The sequence below is a fragment of the Pseudomonas salicis genome, from assembly GCF_057128705.1.
In genome coordinates this window covers 449,764-464,605 of sequence record NZ_JBSKHU010000002.1, presented here as the reverse complement: position 1 = coordinate 464,605, position 14,842 = coordinate 449,764, and the positions used below count along the sequence as shown (strand labels likewise).

The 14,842-nt window shown below is 57.0% G+C and carries 15 protein-coding genes and 1 pseudogene; 11 read left to right on the top strand and 5 right to left on the bottom strand.

Going from position 1 to position 14,842, the window contains the following annotated elements; translation table 11 throughout:
• Positions 1 to 3: 3 nt before the first annotated feature.
• The 3 genes from ACWKWE_RS08370 to ACWKWE_RS08360 all read right to left on the bottom strand — a co-directional run bounded on the left by ACWKWE_RS08370 (position 4) and on the right by ACWKWE_RS08360 (position 4,275).
• Positions 4 to 960, bottom strand: coding sequence for a hypothetical protein (locus tag ACWKWE_RS08370; RefSeq protein WP_483850249.1), 957 nt, complete (start codon positions 958 to 960; stop codon positions 4 to 6).
• A gap of 73 nt (positions 961 to 1,033) precedes the next feature.
• Positions 1,034 to 2,749, bottom strand: a complete 1,716-nt coding sequence (locus ACWKWE_RS08365) for a proline--tRNA ligase (protein WP_483850248.1) — start codon at positions 2,747 to 2,749, stop codon at positions 1,034 to 1,036.
• A 200-nt stretch (positions 2,750 to 2,949) separates the two neighbouring features.
• Positions 2,950 to 4,275 (bottom strand): OprD family porin, encoded by a 1,326-nt coding sequence (locus ACWKWE_RS08360; RefSeq protein ID WP_166596252.1) that lies wholly within the window; start codon positions 4,273 to 4,275, stop codon positions 2,950 to 2,952.
• A 997-nt stretch (positions 4,276 to 5,272) separates the two neighbouring features.
• On the opposite strand from ACWKWE_RS08360, the gene ACWKWE_RS08355 reads away from it, so the two are divergent.
• On the top strand, positions 5,273 to 5,710 hold the full coding sequence (locus ACWKWE_RS08355) for an HIT family protein (RefSeq protein WP_483850247.1): 438 nt from the start codon (positions 5,273 to 5,275) through the stop codon (positions 5,708 to 5,710).
• Positions 5,700 to 5,906, top strand: a complete 207-nt coding sequence (locus ACWKWE_RS08350) for a SlyX family protein (RefSeq protein ID WP_166596254.1) — start codon at positions 5,700 to 5,702, stop codon at positions 5,904 to 5,906. Before ACWKWE_RS08355 ends, ACWKWE_RS08350 begins: the two co-directional genes overlap by 11 nt.
• Positions 5,907 to 5,952: 46 nt before the next feature.
• On the opposite strand, the gene ACWKWE_RS08345 is transcribed toward ACWKWE_RS08350, so the two are convergent.
• Both ACWKWE_RS08345 and ACWKWE_RS08340 read right to left on the bottom strand, forming a co-directional pair.
• Positions 5,953 to 6,150 carry a cold shock domain-containing protein gene (locus ACWKWE_RS08345; protein ID WP_238591726.1) on the bottom strand — a complete coding sequence of 66 codons (198 nt, stop codon included), beginning with the start codon at positions 6,148 to 6,150 and terminating at the stop codon, positions 5,953 to 5,955.
• A 132-nt stretch (positions 6,151 to 6,282) separates the two neighbouring features.
• Positions 6,283 to 6,558: pseudogene (locus tag ACWKWE_RS08340) on the bottom strand (cold shock domain-containing protein membrane protein); the annotation flags it as partial.
• Between the two features lie 387 nt (positions 6,559 to 6,945).
• On the opposite strand from ACWKWE_RS08340, the gene ACWKWE_RS08335 reads away from it, so the two are divergent.
• The 9 genes from ACWKWE_RS08335 to tolQ all read left to right on the top strand — a co-directional run bounded on the left by ACWKWE_RS08335 (position 6,946) and on the right by tolQ (position 14,832).
• A complete protein-coding gene (locus tag ACWKWE_RS08335) occupies positions 6,946 to 7,419 on the top strand; it encodes a Dps family protein (protein WP_166596256.1) in 474 nt (157 codons plus the stop codon).
• Between the two features lie 409 nt (positions 7,420 to 7,828).
• Positions 7,829 to 8,170: a ribbon-helix-helix domain-containing protein gene (locus ACWKWE_RS08330; protein WP_483850246.1), complete on the top strand. Its 342-nt coding sequence runs from the start codon at positions 7,829 to 7,831 to the stop codon at positions 8,168 to 8,170.
• Between the two features lie 280 nt (positions 8,171 to 8,450).
• The gene (gene aspS / locus ACWKWE_RS08325; protein WP_341962539.1) at positions 8,451 to 10,226 is read left to right on the top strand and encodes an aspartate--tRNA ligase; all 1,776 of its coding nucleotides are present in this window, start codon (positions 8,451 to 8,453) and stop codon (positions 10,224 to 10,226) included.
• 135 nt (positions 10,227 to 10,361) lie between these two features.
• Complete coding sequence (locus tag ACWKWE_RS08320; RefSeq protein WP_166596259.1) at positions 10,362 to 11,108, top strand: YebC/PmpR family DNA-binding transcriptional regulator; 747 nt, start codon at positions 10,362 to 10,364, stop codon at positions 11,106 to 11,108.
• Between the two features lie 126 nt (positions 11,109 to 11,234).
• Positions 11,235 to 11,759 (top strand): crossover junction endodeoxyribonuclease RuvC, encoded by a 525-nt coding sequence (gene ruvC / locus ACWKWE_RS08315; protein ID WP_166596260.1) that lies wholly within the window; start codon positions 11,235 to 11,237, stop codon positions 11,757 to 11,759.
• 114 nt (positions 11,760 to 11,873) lie between these two features.
• Positions 11,874 to 12,482 (top strand): Holliday junction branch migration protein RuvA, encoded by a 609-nt coding sequence (ruvA, locus tag ACWKWE_RS08310; RefSeq protein ID WP_166596261.1) that lies wholly within the window; start codon positions 11,874 to 11,876, stop codon positions 12,480 to 12,482.
• Entirely contained in the window at positions 12,483 to 13,538 is a 1,056-nt protein-coding gene (gene ruvB, locus ACWKWE_RS08305) for a Holliday junction branch migration DNA helicase RuvB (protein ID WP_166596262.1), read from the top strand.
• 138 nt (positions 13,539 to 13,676) lie between these two features.
• Positions 13,677 to 14,147 carry a tol-pal system-associated acyl-CoA thioesterase gene (ybgC, locus tag ACWKWE_RS08300; protein ID WP_341962545.1) on the top strand — a complete coding sequence of 157 codons (471 nt, stop codon included), beginning with the start codon at positions 13,677 to 13,679 and terminating at the stop codon, positions 14,145 to 14,147.
• Positions 14,137 to 14,832, top strand: coding sequence for a protein TolQ (gene tolQ, locus ACWKWE_RS08295; RefSeq protein ID WP_110947339.1), 696 nt, complete (start codon positions 14,137 to 14,139; stop codon positions 14,830 to 14,832). Before ybgC ends, tolQ begins: the two co-directional genes overlap by 11 nt.
• Positions 14,833 to 14,842 lie beyond the last annotated feature (10 nt).

Here is a 14,842-nt window from a genome sequence, read left to right as displayed (position 1 = left end):
GGGTTATTCGCGGCCCGCCGGTACGGCGACCAGTCGGCCAGCATCCTTGGCCAACGAACGCAAAAACTCATGCTGCAACTGCGGATCGTTGCGGGTCATTTCGATCAGCGACTGTTCCAGATCGCTGGCTTCTTCTTCCAGCCCCAGTTCAGACAGACGCTTGACCCGGTGGACCCACTGGCTCACTTCGTCATCTTCCAGGTCGTCGTAGATCAAACCGTGCGCTTCGATCAACTTGCCGCGCAAGGATTTACTCAGCGGCAGGCTTGCAACGCCTTGCACGCTGGATGCATCGTCCTGAACCTTCAGGCCCAGTTGCGTCACGTGGCTCAGGTCTTGTTCGGCGAACGGGCTGTCTAACAGGTTGATCCGCAGCACACCGTTACGGTCGGTGTTCAGCTCGTTGGTGTCCCTTCCAGACTTGATTTCAACCGGGCTTTCGCCCCAGGGCAGGCTGGTATGCTCGACCCGGTGATCCCGCTGAACCTCATCGATGCCGGCCAGGTTTTGCTGGGCTCGACCGTGGGAGGGGGCGTTCATGAACGGGTTGATGCCCGCGATACCGTAACTCAACCAGTCTTTAGTGACGCTGTCCGGCAGGCTGCCGAACGTTAGCACGTTCACGACGTTCGCCCCGACGCCAGCGACGATCGCCACGGCACCCAAGGGGATTTCGTAAATTTCGCGCCAAGGTTGATACGGCGTGTACCGGTCGTAATGACGGGTCACGTCGTATTCAGTGATGTCGAAAGTTTTAAGTTCGTGAATCCGGATTCGACGTTGCGGCAACTCAAGGGTCTTGGGTTCACCCACGTCGATTTGAAAACTGTGATCGAGCAGTTTGCGGTCAATGCGCTCTTCGTGTTCGCTGCGTTGAGACAAATGATTGGCGCAACCGCTGACGAGCAGGCTGCCGCACAACGCGGCGCCCGCGAGGCTTGTGGAACTTCGCTTGAACATGAGATCTCTTGGTGCAGGTGAGGCAGAACAGGCCGCTGAAAGCGCGCCCCAATAAAGCGGGCGCGCCGTCGGCTCAGCGATTGATACGGCCTTTGATGAAAGACAGCACGTCAGCAACTGGCAGGGCCTGAGCTTCAGGCTCGGTGCGGCTTTTATATTCCAGATTGCCTTCGGCCAGACCGCGGTCACTGACTACGATGCGATGGGGAATACCGATCAGCTCCATGTCCGCGAATTTGATGCCCGGGCTGGTTTTCTTGTCACGGTCGTCCAGCAGCACTTCGAAGCCAGCGGCGGTCAGTTCGGCGTACAGCTTGTCGGTGGCTTCACGCACCGCTTCGGTTTCGTAACGCAGCGGAACCAGTGCAATCTGGAAAGGCGCCAGTGCGTCGCTCCAGATAATGCCGTTTTCGTCATTGTTCTGCTCAATGGCAGCCGCCACCACGCGAGAGACGCCGATGCCGTAGCAGCCCATCGCCAGCGTGACCGGTTTGCCGTTTTCGCCCAGCACCTGGCACTTCATCGCGTCGCTGTATTTGGTCCCCAGCTGGAAGATGTGACCCACTTCGATACCGCGCTTGATGATCACCTTCCCCTGGCCATCCGGGCTTGGGTCGCCTTCAACGACGTTGCGCAGGTCCGCGACTTCCGGAACAGGCAGATCCCGCTCCCAGTTCACGCCGAAATAGTGCTTGTCGTCGATGTTCGCGCCGATGCCGAAGTCGCTCATCAATTCAACCGAGCGGTCGATGATGATAGGCAGTGGCAGGTTCAACGGGCCGAGCGAGCCCGCGCCTGCACCGATGGCATCACGCAGCTCAGCTTCGCTGGCCATGACCAGAGGACTGGCCACCAACGGGTGGTTCGACGCCTTGATTTCATTGAGCTCGTGGTCGCCACGGACGATCAGTGCAATCAACTTGCCTTCTTCGGCGGCGTGAACCACCAGTGTCTTCACGGTTTTTTCGATGGCCAGGCCGAACTGCTCGACCAGCGCAGCGATGGTCTTGGCGTTCGGTGTGTCCACCAGGCGCAGCTCTTCAGTGGCTGGGGCACGGGATTTCTCCCGTGGAACCGCTTCCGCCTTCTCGATATTGGCTGCGTAATCGGAGCTGTCGCTGAACACGATGTCGTCTTCGCCGGATTCGGCGAGAACGTGGAACTCATGGGAACCGGCACCGCCGATCGAGCCGTTGTCAGCCACCACTGGGCGGAAGTCCAGACCCAGGCGAGAGAACACGTTGCTGTACGCCTGGTGCATGCGGTCGTAGGTTTCCTGCAGGGAGTCCTGGGTCGCATGGAACGAGTAGGCGTCTTTCATGATGAATTCACGGCCGCGCATCAAACCGAAGCGTGGGCGGATTTCGTCACGGAATTTGGTCTGGATCTGGTACATGTTGATTGGCAGCTGTTTATAGCTGCTCAACTCGTTGCGAGCCAGGTCGGTGATGACTTCTTCGTGGGTCGGGCCGGCGCAGAAATCACGATCGTGTCGGTCTTTAAGGCGCAGCAGCTCAGGGCCGTACTGCTCCCAGCGACCGGATTCCTGCCACAACTCGGCGGGCTGGATACCGGGCATCAGAACTTCCAGTGCACCGGCCGCGTTCATTTCTTCACGAACGACCGCCTCAACCTTGCGCAATACACGCAGACCCATGGGCAGCCAGGTGTAAAGACCCGAGGCGAGCTTGCGAATCATGCCGGCACGAAGCATCAGCTGGTGGCTGATCACGACCGCATCGTTTGGCGTTTCTTTTTGTGTGGCGAGCAAATATTGACTGGTACGCATGGTCGGCCGTTGTCGGTTGCTGTGACTGGGAAATGACCTGGCATTGTACGGGGGTGATACGGTCGAGTACAGGGCGAGAGGGCGGCAGTGAGGCTCGGATGGATGCTTTCGTAAAAATGAAAAAGCCCGGCGCTGGGCCGGGCTTTTCGGATTTTCGGTAGTAACTTGCTTCGCGATTCGGTAAGGAATCGCTTCGCGAATTACAGAACCGAAATCGGGTAGTCGACGATCAGACGGAACTCGTCCACGTTGCCTTCGGCCTGGTCGCCGTTTGCACGGTGCCATGCTTGACGGATACGGAACGACAGGTCTTTCGCAGGACCGGTCTGAACAACGTACTTGGCCTCGAAGTTGGTCTCGTGGTGTTTGCCATCTGGACCGTAACCGTAAGCCTGGTATGGGCTGCCAGCGTCGATCTTGGTGCCGTCGATGTCTTTACCGTTGATGTAACGAGTCATGAAGCTCAGACCAGGTACGCCGTACGGAGCCATGTTCAGGTCGTAGCGAGCTTGCCAGGATTTCTCACCAGGACCGTTAAAGTCGGAGTACTGGATGGAGTTGGCAAGGAAGATCGAGTCGCCACCGCGGTTGTTGTCGCCGATACCGATGTAGTCGAACGGCGTGTTGCCGTTAACTTTCTGGAAGGCCACGGTCACAGTGTGAGCTGCCAGGAAAGAGTAGGCGGCGGACAGCGAGAACGTGTTGTTCGTGATATCGCCAGCTTTTTTGCTGCCGGTATCCGAGGTGTTGTAGTAGTTGAAGTCGAAGGCCAGGGACTGGTCAGCAGTCAGCGGCAGTGCGTAGTTCACGTTGCCGTAGTACTGGTTCCACACGTCTTCCAGTTTGTTGTAGTAGAACGCAACACCCAGGTTGTCGGTAACCGCGTATTTACCGCCGCCGAAAGTAGCGGACTTGGAGGTCACGCCAGCGTAGGTTGCCCAGATTTCGCCGTCACGGTTGGTTTCGTCCTGGCTGGTGCCGGAGTAGAAACGACCAGCTTCAACGTCGAGACCCTTGATTTCGCTGCTCTGCAAGGTCAGACCGCTGGCAGTTTGTGGCAACAGACGGGAACCGCCTACTGCGAACACTGGGTTCTGAGGTTGCATGTCACCGACTTTCAGTTCGGTTTTCGAAACGCGGAACTTAACAGCGCCACCGGCTTTGCCGAAGCTGTCATGGTTGTGGCCATCTGCGTCAGTCGACAGGTTGCCCGAACCGGAGTATTTGTCGGAGCCGTCCAGCTTGAAGCCAGCGTAACCGAATGCGTCGATACCAACACCGATCAGACCTTGGGTGTAACCGGAGCTGAAGTTGCCCCAGAAACCTTGGGTCCAGTCTTTGTCGTCTACGGCGCCGCCTGTTTTGTTGCGGTTGTAGTAGTAGTTGCGGGCTTTGACGTCCAGCTTGCTACCTTCAACAAAACCAGTGGCTTCGGACTGGTCGCTTACGAATGCCGCAGCCGATGCCAATTGGGTGCTGGCCGCAGTAACTGCCAGTGCGATTGCGCTCCACTTCATCACTCTCATCGTGACTTTGCTCCTTTGGTTTTAAGAAGAGTACCGCCGTTCACCTGTTTTTTTATCTGAACGGCTCTTTCTTTTTGGTGTCGGCGAAACTTATATCACGCTGACATTATTGGCGATAGTTACAAACCTATCCTTTCAAATTCTTTACGGCCATGTCGCAAAACAGCTCTGTCCATGTCGCTACTGAACAGCTCCTTGTCTGTAAGACGTACAACTACCGCAGTACTTTTCGACTGTCGGAATGCCCCCTCTGCAGTCAGAGCCATCCCGTCCCGTCGAGCGCCCCCAGAAGCATGCTCGCCATTTTCATCTCGTCCGACGCTTCAGGTCTTGACCGCCTGACTTTTCGATCCTGTGTGTGACAAAGCAACAACCATGCTCAAAGTTCCCTTTTCTGTGAAAAAATGTCCATGGGCACGCAAATACTTACGATTGACTCTGTAACCTCTTGTTTTTAAAGGCTTAAAAAATTCCAAAAAATGCGCTTGTGGGCGATGTTCACATGAGGTTACCGCCTGAAAATGTCACTGGCGTTACCTGTTACCGTCATGAAGTGGGTAAAACGCGGATAAGTCTTACAAGAACTGTCCGCAGAGTGAGTCGTTTTGGTGCATTGGCGCGAGCCCTCGCCTGAATTTAGTACGTTCGTCCTCAATGCTTTGACGGCTCGTCCAGAAAGTCAGCGTAGCGGGTGAGCTCATTTGGTCAAGCGCTTGAATTGGAAGGCATAGCCCATGGTTTTATTGGGTTGGGCGGCACCTTCGCATGATGAGCAGGGTGCCTCTTATCAGTGCGCGGGGAGCGAAAGCGACCAATGCAGGTGCGGGGCTTTCGGGTGGCAACGGTGATTCAAAACCAACACCAATCCCGCAAAGTGGGCGGGAAGAGCATGCTGGCGTGATTTGCACAGTATTCCCGAGTATCCTGCTCGATATCGAAAGGTGGGTTGGGTAAGTCCTGCGCACTAAAAGCTAACCCGGCGATCAGGAGTTCATGCGTGTTTGTTCTGGATCAACGTTTATTGCAGGACACCTTACCGGTAGGGGACTTTCCCCTGTGTCGGTTGCTGCTGTCGAATGACGCGCAATATCCCTGGTTCATCCTGGTCCCGCGCAGAGCGGATATAAGTGAAGTGTTTCAGTTGTCGGATGACGAACAATTACAGCTGTGGAAAGAGACGACGGCGTTGTCCAGAATGCTTCAACAGCTATTCCATGCTGACAAGATGAACGTCGCTGCGCTGGGAAATGTTGTCAGTCAGTTGCACATGCACGTGATCGTACGCCGTAAGAGTGATGTTGCCTGGCCAGCCCCTGTTTGGGGCAAGCACCCCGGCGTACCTTATACCCATGAGCAGGCAACTGGCGTGATCGCGCAGTTGAAAGCGGCGCTCGCACATGATCTTTCCTTCGTGGAGGTGCCCCGTGACGCTTGAAGACCGGGTGATGGATCTGGAAAGCCGCCTGGCGTTTCAGGATGACACGATTCAGGCGCTGAACGATGTGCTGGTGACTCAGCAGCGCAGTCTTGAGCGCATGCAGCTGCAGATGGCGGCCTTGATCAAGCGTCAGGAAGAAATGAGTGGGCAATTCGGCGCATTTGAGGAAGAAGCGCCTCCCCCTCATTATTAAGAGCAAAAAAAACCGCGCCCTGGAGCGCGGTTTTTTATGCCAGTGGTTAGCGGCGGGGCAGTGCGGCAATGACGTCTTCCGCCTGTAGGCCCTTGTCCCGGTTCATCACCGAAAACTCAACCCGCTGACCTTCGACCAATACGCGATGGCCTTCGCCGCGGATGGCGCGAAAATGCACGAAAATATCGTCGCCGGAATCGCGGGAAATGAAGCCGAAGCCTTTGGAGGTGTTAAACCACTTCACAGTGCCGGTATCGCGCTGGCCGGGTTCGTGCGGCTGTTGCGCAGCGGACGGGGATGACTTGTAGAAGCTGACCCCCAGGTGAATGGCCACCGCGACTACCAGGGCCAGCAAGCTGACCAGAACGGCAGGTTGGCCTGCGATGGTTTCAAGTGGAACGAGCAGTGTCAGGATTTGGAGCACGACCGCCAGCACCAGCAAAGCGCTGACCAGATTTTGCAGTTGATGACGCGGGCCTCGGTTCCAGTAAGGGATCACCGGAGCAATGACGAGGTTGATCAGGCCAAAAAGGGCTAGATACAGTGCGTCGGGTTGAGACAGGTAAGAAGACAACGCTTCACTACGCAGGCTGGGTATGAATGAAAGCAGCAGGGCAGCTGCGCCCGTTAGCAGGTGGACTATTTTCAACATTTTGATGACTCACATTAAGAAGGATCACGATATGAGGCTGGCGGCTTCCGGTACGCTTCTGAAAAAAAGGAGGCGTGATGCACGAATGCCGATTCAGCCTGTGCGCTACCACCTGATGGTGGGGCGGTAGCGGCACGTCTGTATTTAACAGCAAAGCGCAGAGCTACTCAAATCAAGCGCTTAGCGCCATTGATCGCAGAAGATGATGGCGATTTGTCTTCGAATCGTCGCCGTTGGTCAAAGGCTTGATTCAGAGCTGTCTGGGTCGTGGACACGAATTCCGTTTCTACAGAGTTGCCGTGCGCCAAGGTGGCTGCACGGCTGCGTGTGTCTTGCTAGAGTGGCGAACAGACTTTTAAAACGACCATCATATAAAGAGGACGTAGCATGGCAATTGACATCGGAATCAGCGAAGAAGACCGCAAGTCCATCGTAGACGGCCTTTCCCGCCTGTTGGCAGACACTTATGTACTGTATTTGAAAACCCACAATTTTCACTGGAACGTCACCGGGCCGATGTTCCGTACGCTCCATCTGATGTTCGAAGAGCAGTACAACGAGCTCGCACTGGCGGTGGATTTGATCGCCGAACGTATTCGTGCTCTGGGTTTCCCGGCGCCAGGCACCTACACGACTTATGCGCGTCTTTCCTCAATCAAGGAAGAAGAAGGCGTTCCGTCCGCAGAGGACATGATTCGCTCATTGGTCAGTGGCCAAGAGGCCGTTACGCGTACAGCTCGTGGGATTTTTCCTCTTCTCGATAAAGTGAGCGATGAGCCTACCGCCGATCTGTTGACCCAGCGTATGCAAGTTCACGAAAAAACCGCGTGGATGTTGCGCGCGATGCTTGACGTCAAGTAAGCCGCGTCCGCGAGTGGTGTAAATCACCACTCGCTTCCCTCTTGGCTCGCTTTTATTCCGCCAGCTTTTTAGATTGGTGCGTGAACTTCTTAACCAGTTCGGCGCGAATAACGGGCGCTGAATCGATTAAGTTTTGCTGTCTGGAATTTCAGTCGCCGGTTTTTTGCGATGCTGGGTAAGTTTTCAAAAGTGCAGAAATATATATATATATCTAATACCTGCTGTTGTCGGCGCTCACCCTTGAATTAAAGCTCCTCAAATTTCGCTCCAAATTTGTGGTGATGTCCTACACCTCATAAGTGCTGCTTCCGCTGGCGAACCCCTTATGAATAGGGCTTGATAGGCATGTCAATTATTTGATTTCAAATGTTTCTATCGTTGCGTTCGAAATAGCATCAAGGGGTATTTCATGAGTCAAAACACCGCAAGGGAGGTACAGGATGTGCATCGATGTTTCAGAGTTCCGAATGATCCGTTCGTTAAGGGCTTCAATATGGATCTGGCGCAACCGCAATCGAGGTCGGTGAGGCTCAATGGGCTTGCAACTTGTTTGCGGCTGGAGGGTGTGTACTGGAATGTCCTTTCCGAGATAGCCAGTTGCAATAGTTGTTCAATCAACGCGGTACTGTCCTACGTTGATCGGGAAGTTCACCTACGTTATGGCGGGGTGAAGAACTTCAGTGGTTTGATTCGCGTGGTGTGTGTGACGCATCTGTTGAAGGCCGAAGGCTTCCAGTTATCGTCTGCCTGATCTCCAGGGCGCTCATTCTCTGTGGGTGCGTCCTTCGCGGGCGCACTCCTTGCGACAGTCGTCCGGCAGCCAAAATACCGCGCTCCGGACGACATCTTGATCTCTATCCGCCTGCGCGGCTGCACAGCCTTGATTAACCCTATATAATCCCCCGCCTTACTAAGGAAGGCAGGGACAGACCGTCGGGTTGAACTGCATGCCAAGGCTCCTGCACCATTGCCCACTGGCGACGGGCGAGAGCTCCACCGAATTCCGAATTACGAGAAGTGAATACACGATCATGATGCGCAGCCATTATTGCGGCCAACTGAACGAAAGCCTGGAAGGCCAGGAAATTACCCTTTGCGGATGGGTCCACCGTCGTCGTGACCACGGAGGGGTGATTTTCCTCGACATCCGCGATCGTGAAGGTCTGGCCCAGGTGGTCTTCGATCCTGATCGCGCCGACACCTTCGCCATTGCCGACCGTGTCCGCAGCGAATACGTCGTCAAGCTGACCGGTAAGGTCCGCGCCCGTCCAGCGGGTGCCGTCAACCCGAACATGGCCTCCGGTGCCATCGAAGTGCTGGGTTACGAGCTGGAAGTGCTGAACGAGTCGGAAACCCCGCCGTTCCCGTTGAACGAATATTCCGACGTCGGCGAAGAAACCCGCCTGCGCTATCGTTTCATCGATCTGCGTCGCCCTGAGATGGCCGAGAAGCTGCGTCTGCGTTCGCGCATCACGTCCAGCATCCGCGGCTTCCTGGACGGCAACGGCTTCCTCGACGTTGAAACCCCGATCCTGACACGTGCCACCCCTGAGGGTGCGCGTGATTATCTGGTGCCTAGCCGTACCCACGCAGGCAGCTTCTTTGCCCTGCCGCAGTCGCCTCAGCTGTTCAAGCAACTGCTGATGGTCGCTGGCTTCGACCGCTACTACCAGATCGCAAAATGCTTCCGTGATGAAGACCTGCGTGCCGACCGTCAGCCTGAGTTCACTCAGATCGACATCGAGACCAGCTTCCTCAACGAGGAAGACATCATTGGTCTCACCGAAAGCATGATTCGCAAGCTGTTCAAGGAAGTGCTGGACCTGGAGTTTGGTGACTTCCCGCACATGACCTTCGAAGAAGCCATGCGCCGCTACGGTTCCGACAAGCCAGACCTGCGCAACCCGCTGGAACTGGTGGACGTGGCCGATCAGCTCAAGGACGTCGAATTCAAGGTCTTCAGCGGTCCTGCCAACGATCCGAAATGCCGCGTGACCGCGTTGCGCGTTCCGGGTGGCGCGAGCATGCCGCGCAGCAAGATCGATGACTACACCAAGTTCGTCGGCATCTACGGCGCGAAAGGCTTGGCGTACATCAAGGTCAACGAGCGTGCGAAAGGTGTTGAAGGGCTGCAGTCGCCTATCGTGAAGAACATTCCGGAAGCCAACCTGAACGTGATCCTGGATCGCGTCGGCGCGGTCGACGGCGACATCGTGTTCTTCGGCGCCGACAAGTTCAAAGTCGTCAGCGAAGCGCTGGGTGCCCTGCGTATCAAGCTGGGTCACGACCTGAACCTGCTGACCTGTGAGTGGGCCCCGATGTGGGTCGTCGATTTCCCGATGTTCGAAGAGAACGACGACGGAAGCTTCACGGCGTTGCACCACCCGTTCACCGCGCCGAAATGCTCGCCTGAAGAGCTGGAGGCCAATCCGGCCACCGCCCTGTCGCGTGCTTACGACATGGTATTGAACGGCACGGAGCTGGGCGGCGGCTCGATCCGTATCCACCGCAAAGAAATGCAGCAAGCGGTCTTCCGTCTGTTGGGCATTTCCGAAGACGAGCAGCAAGAGAAGTTCGGCTTCCTGCTCGATGCTCTGAAATACGGTGCACCGCCGCACGGTGGCCTCGCATTCGGTCTTGATCGTCTGGTCATGCTGATGACAGGTGCGCAGTCGATTCGTGAAGTCATTGCCTTCCCGAAAACCCAGAGTGCAGCGGACGTCATGACTCAGGCGCCAGGCGTCGTCGATGCCAAGGCCCTGCGCGAGCTGCATATTCGCCTGCGCGAAACGCCGAAGGCCGAGTAAGCCGTCAAGGGAGGAGGCGAGTCACCCCGGTGAGTCGCCTCGGTCCCCCGCCCATCTCGGGCACAGATTCGAGTGAAGCGCTGCCGTTCGTGTGATCGAGCGGGAGCGTGCGTGTTTCAAGGTTTGGAGCGTGTTATGGCTGGTCATTCCAAGTGGGCGAACATCAAGCACCGCAAAGAGCGTCAGGACGCCAAGAAAGGCAAGATTTTCACCAAGTGGATTCGTGAGCTGACCGTCGCTGCCCGCCAGGGTGGTGGTGATCCGGCATCGAATCCTCGCTTGCGTCTGGCTCAGGACAAGGCGCTGGGTGCGAACATGAGCCGCGACATCATTGATCGGGCGATCGCTCGCGGTGCGGGCGCTGCCGATGCCGACGACATGGTCGAGCTGGGTTATGAAGGCTACGGCCCCGGCGGTGTGGCGGTTATGGTCGAAACCATGACAGACAACCGCAATCGCACGGCAGCAGCGGTGCGTCATGCATTCAGTAAGTGTGGCGGCAACTTGGGCACCGACGGTTCGGTGTCGTACCTGTTTGAACGCAAGGGACAGATTTCCTTCGCGTCGGGTATCGACGAAGATGCGCTGATGGAAGCCGCGATGGAAGCCGACGCCGATGACGTCGTGACCCATGAAGACGGCTCCATTGATGTATTCACGTCATTTGCCGGCTTTTATGCCGTGCGAAACGCCCTTGAAGCGGCGGGGTTCAAGGCAGTAGACGCGGAGATCGTGATGCAGCCGACCACCAGCGCCGTGCTGGATCTTGAAATGGCGGAGAAGGTGCTCAAGCTGATCGATATGCTCGAAGACCTGGATGACGTTCAGAACGTCTATTCCAACGCAGAAATTCCGGACGACGTGATGGAGCAGCTTGGCTGATCTTCACATTGGCCGGGTCATGAGGCCGGAGGCACGAAGCGCTGACTCGATCATCGCTATCGGCCTCCGGCTTCTGCCTTTATGCTGCGTTCAAACGTACGCGTCACTTCTCAAGCTGCAGGCGTTATGACTCTTATTCTAGGTATCGACCCCGGTTCGCGAATCACCGGCTTCGGTGTGGTGCGCGACACTGGACGGGGATGCGAATACGTGGCCTCGGGCTGTATCCGTACGGGCAGCGGCTTGCTGCATGAACGGCTTCAGATCGTCTATCGTGGGGTGCGCGAGGTGATCCAGACTTATGGTCCCGTCACCATGGGTATCGAAAAGGTTTTTATGGCTCGCAATGCCGACTCCGCGCTCAAGCTCGGTCAGGCCCGAGGGGCCGCCATCGTTGCCGCCGCCGAAGAAACTCTGGAAATCGCCGAATATTCAGCCACGCAGGTCAAGCAGGCCGTTGCCGGTACGGGTGGGGCGAACAAGGATCAGGTGATGATGATGGTCATGCACTTGTTGAAATTGACCAAAAAGCCACAGGTAGACGCTTCGGATGCTCTGGCGATCGCCTTGTGCCACGCTCACACTCGTTCCAGTCTGATCCCTCATGGCCTGAATACGGCACGGAGCCGGGGTGGGCGTCTGCGGCTCTGATGGCATCATTCACTTATAAATGTTCACTTGCAGCTCTTCTGAGTCCTGCAAAGATGGCGATCAGGGTTTCGCCCTGTTCCTCGCAGTGACCGGCTACTGGAAAGGATCTGATACGTGATTGGACGTTTGCGCGGTGCGTTGGTCGAGAAACAACCGCCGCATCTGGTACTCGATGTTGGGGGCGTGGGCTACGAGATCGAAGTCCCCATGACAACCCTTTATCGTCTGCCTCATGTGGGCGAAACGGTGACGCTGCACACTCACCTGGTCGTTCGTGAAGACGCCCACCTGCTGTTCGGCTTCTACGAGAAGCGTGATCGCGAGATGTTTCGGGAGTTGATCCGACTGAACGGGGTAGGTCCCAAGCTGGCGCTGGCGTTGATGTCGACACTGGAAGTCGATGAGCTGGTGCGATGTGTTCAGGCTCAGGACACGTCGGCGTTGACCCGTGTGCCGGGTGTCGGCAAAAAAACAGCGGAACGTCTGCTTGTCGAGCTCAAGGACCGTTTCAAGGCCTGGGATGCGTTGCCGGGCACGTTCGCGCTGGTGTCTGAAGGGCCGGGCGCGCCGTTGCAAGTCGCTACAGCAGAGTCGGACGCTATTAGCGCCTTGGTTTCGTTGGGCTATAAGCCTCAAGAAGCCAGCAAGGCAATTACCGCCATCAAAGACAAGAATTTGAGCAGTGAAGATCTGATTCGCCGCGCACTCAAGGGGATGTTGTAAGTGATCGAAGCCGACCGCCTGATCGCCGCCACCGGCCGCGACCGTGACGAGCAACTGGATCGCGCCATCCGGCCGCTGAGCCTGGCCGATTATATTGGTCAGCCCACCGTGCGCGAGCAAATGGAACTGTTCATCCAGGCCGCCCGTGGACGGAGCGAAGCGCTCGATCACACGCTGATCTTCGGTCCGCCGGGCCTGGGTAAAACCACGCTGGCCAACATCATCGCTCAGGAAATGGGTGTGTCCATCAAGAGCACGTCGGGGCCTGTGCTCGAACGGCCGGGTGATCTGGCCGCCATCCTCACCAATCTCGAACCCCACGACGTGCTGTTCATCGATGAAATCCACCGTCTGTCGCCCATCGTCGAGGAGGTTTTGTACCCCGCGATGGAAGACTTTCAACTGGACATCATGATTGGCGAAGGCCCGGCGGCACGCTCGATCAAGCTCGACCTCCCGCCGTTCACCCTCGTGGGAGCCACCACCCGCGCGGGCATGCTGACCAATCCGCTGCGTGACCGCTTCGGCATCGTCCAGCGTCTTGAGTTCTATAGCACCGCAGACCTCGCGACCATCGTCTCCCGTTCGGCGGGCATCCTTGGCTTGCACATCGAAGACGAGGGGGCCTTCGAAATCGCCCGTCGCGCGCGAGGTACGCCTCGAATCGCGAACCGGTTGTTGCGCCGGGTGCGGGATTTTGCCGAGGTGCGCGCAAAAGGGGAGATCACCAAGGCCATCGCCGATCTCGCGCTGAACCTGCTGGACGTCGATGAGCGTGGCTTCGATCATCAGGACCGTCGTCTGTTATTGACCATGATCGAAAAGTTTGATGGTGGCCCGGTGGGCGTCGACAACCTCGCTGCCGCCATCAGCGAAGAAAGACACACCATCGAGGACGTGCTGGAGCCCTATTTGATCCAGCAAGGCTATATGATGCGCACACCTCGCGGTCGCATGGTCACGCGGCATGCGTACCTGCACTTCGGTCTGAACATCCCCTCCAGAATGGGGGAGCGGTCAGTCACGGATGAGTTGGCGGACGATACCGACGAATAAATGTGTGATTCACCGATTTATTCCGGGGTTTGGTGGTCAGACGGGCAGTCACGGCAATGTGCCTAGTGCCTGCCGATGAAAAACGATGAAAAACAGTTGCCTGGCCGGATTGGCAACCAAAGGAGTAAGCACTAGAGTATGCGCGCGCAAAACGGGGGTCAGTCGTTCGCACATCGCTGTCGCGTTTATTACGAAGACACCGATGCGGGCGGCATCGTCTACTACGTCAACTACCTGAAATTCATGGAGCGGGCTCGGACCGAGCGGCTGCGGGCATTGGGCTTTGCTCAATCCGCAATGGCCGGTGACGAGAACCTGTTGTTTGTCGTGCACTCCAGTGAGGCGCGTTATCACCAACCGGCTCGGCTGGACGACGAACTCCTGGTCAGCGCCGAAGTGATCGAATTGAACCGAGCCAGCCTGCGCTTTCATCAGCATGTCAGGCGGGCCGCGGATGATGTGCTGCTCTGCGAGGGGCAGTTTTTAGTGGCGTGCGTACGCGCCGATAGTTTTAAACCCCGGGCCATTCCCGAAACTCTGCGCGCGGCCTTCGCCGGTCAGAGTGGCGCGGGAACACTTTCAGAGCAGGAGATACAGCGTGGAAGCTAACGTCGTCGACCATACCTCCATGTGGAGTTTGGTCAGCAATGCCAGCGTGGTCGTACAGTTGGTAATGCTGATCCTGGTGGCCGCATCGGTCACTTCGTGGATCATGATTTTTCAGCGCAGCTCGATGCTGCGCGCTGGGCGCCGTGCGCTGGACAGCTTCGAGGAGCGTTTCTGGTCGGGTATCGACCTGTCCAAGCTGTACCGTCAAGCGGGCAGCAACCCTGACCCGGATTCGGGCGTCGAGCAGATCTTCCGTGCCGGTTTTAAAGAATTCTCGCGCCTGCGTCAGCAGCCAGGTGTCGATCCCGATGCCGTCATGGAAGGGGTGGCCCGTGCCATGCGCGTTGCCATCTCCCGTGAAGAAGAAAAGCTTGAGCAGAGCCTGCCTTTCCTGGCGACCGTGGGTTCCACAAGCCCGTACGTCGGTCTGTTCGGGACCGTATGGGGGATCATGAACTCCTTCCGTGGTCTGGCCACTGCTCAACAGGCCACGCTGGCCACCGTTGCACCGGGTATCGCCGAAGCCCTGATCGCTACCGCCATCGGCCTGTTCGCGGCAATCCCTGCAGTAATCGCCTACAACCGTTTCGCCGCTCGTGGCGAGAACCTGATTGGCCGTTACTACACATTCGCCGACGAGTTCCAGGCCATCCTGCACCGTAAAGTGCACACCAGCGAAGACTAAGCAGGTATTT

Bases quoted from the DNA above. Each gene is read 5' to 3' on its own strand.
- ACWKWE_RS08360 (WP_166596252.1), bottom strand. From the start codon at position 4,275: ATGAGAGTGATGAAGTGGAGCGCAATCGCACTGGCAGTTACTGCGGCC.
- ruvC (WP_166596260.1), top strand. From the start codon at position 11,235: ATGACTCTTATTCTAGGTATCGACCCCGGTTCGCGAATCACCGGCTTC.
- aspS (WP_341962539.1), top strand. From the start codon at position 8,451: ATGATGCGCAGCCATTATTGCGGCCAACTGAACGAAAGCCTGGAAGGC.
- ACWKWE_RS08365 (WP_483850248.1), bottom strand. From the start codon at position 2,749: ATGCGTACCAGTCAATATTTGCTCGCCACACAAAAAGAAACGCCAAAC.
- ACWKWE_RS08320 (WP_166596259.1), top strand. From the start codon at position 10,362: ATGGCTGGTCATTCCAAGTGGGCGAACATCAAGCACCGCAAAGAGCGT.
- ACWKWE_RS08335 (WP_166596256.1), top strand. From the start codon at position 6,946: ATGGCAATTGACATCGGAATCAGCGAAGAAGACCGCAAGTCCATCGTA.
- ACWKWE_RS08330 (WP_483850246.1), top strand. From the start codon at position 7,829: ATGAGTCAAAACACCGCAAGGGAGGTACAGGATGTGCATCGATGTTTC.
- ybgC (WP_341962545.1), top strand. From the start codon at position 13,677: ATGCGCGCGCAAAACGGGGGTCAGTCGTTCGCACATCGCTGTCGCGTT.
- ACWKWE_RS08370 (WP_483850249.1), bottom strand. From the start codon at position 960: ATGTTCAAGCGAAGTTCCACAAGCCTCGCGGGCGCCGCGTTGTGCGGC.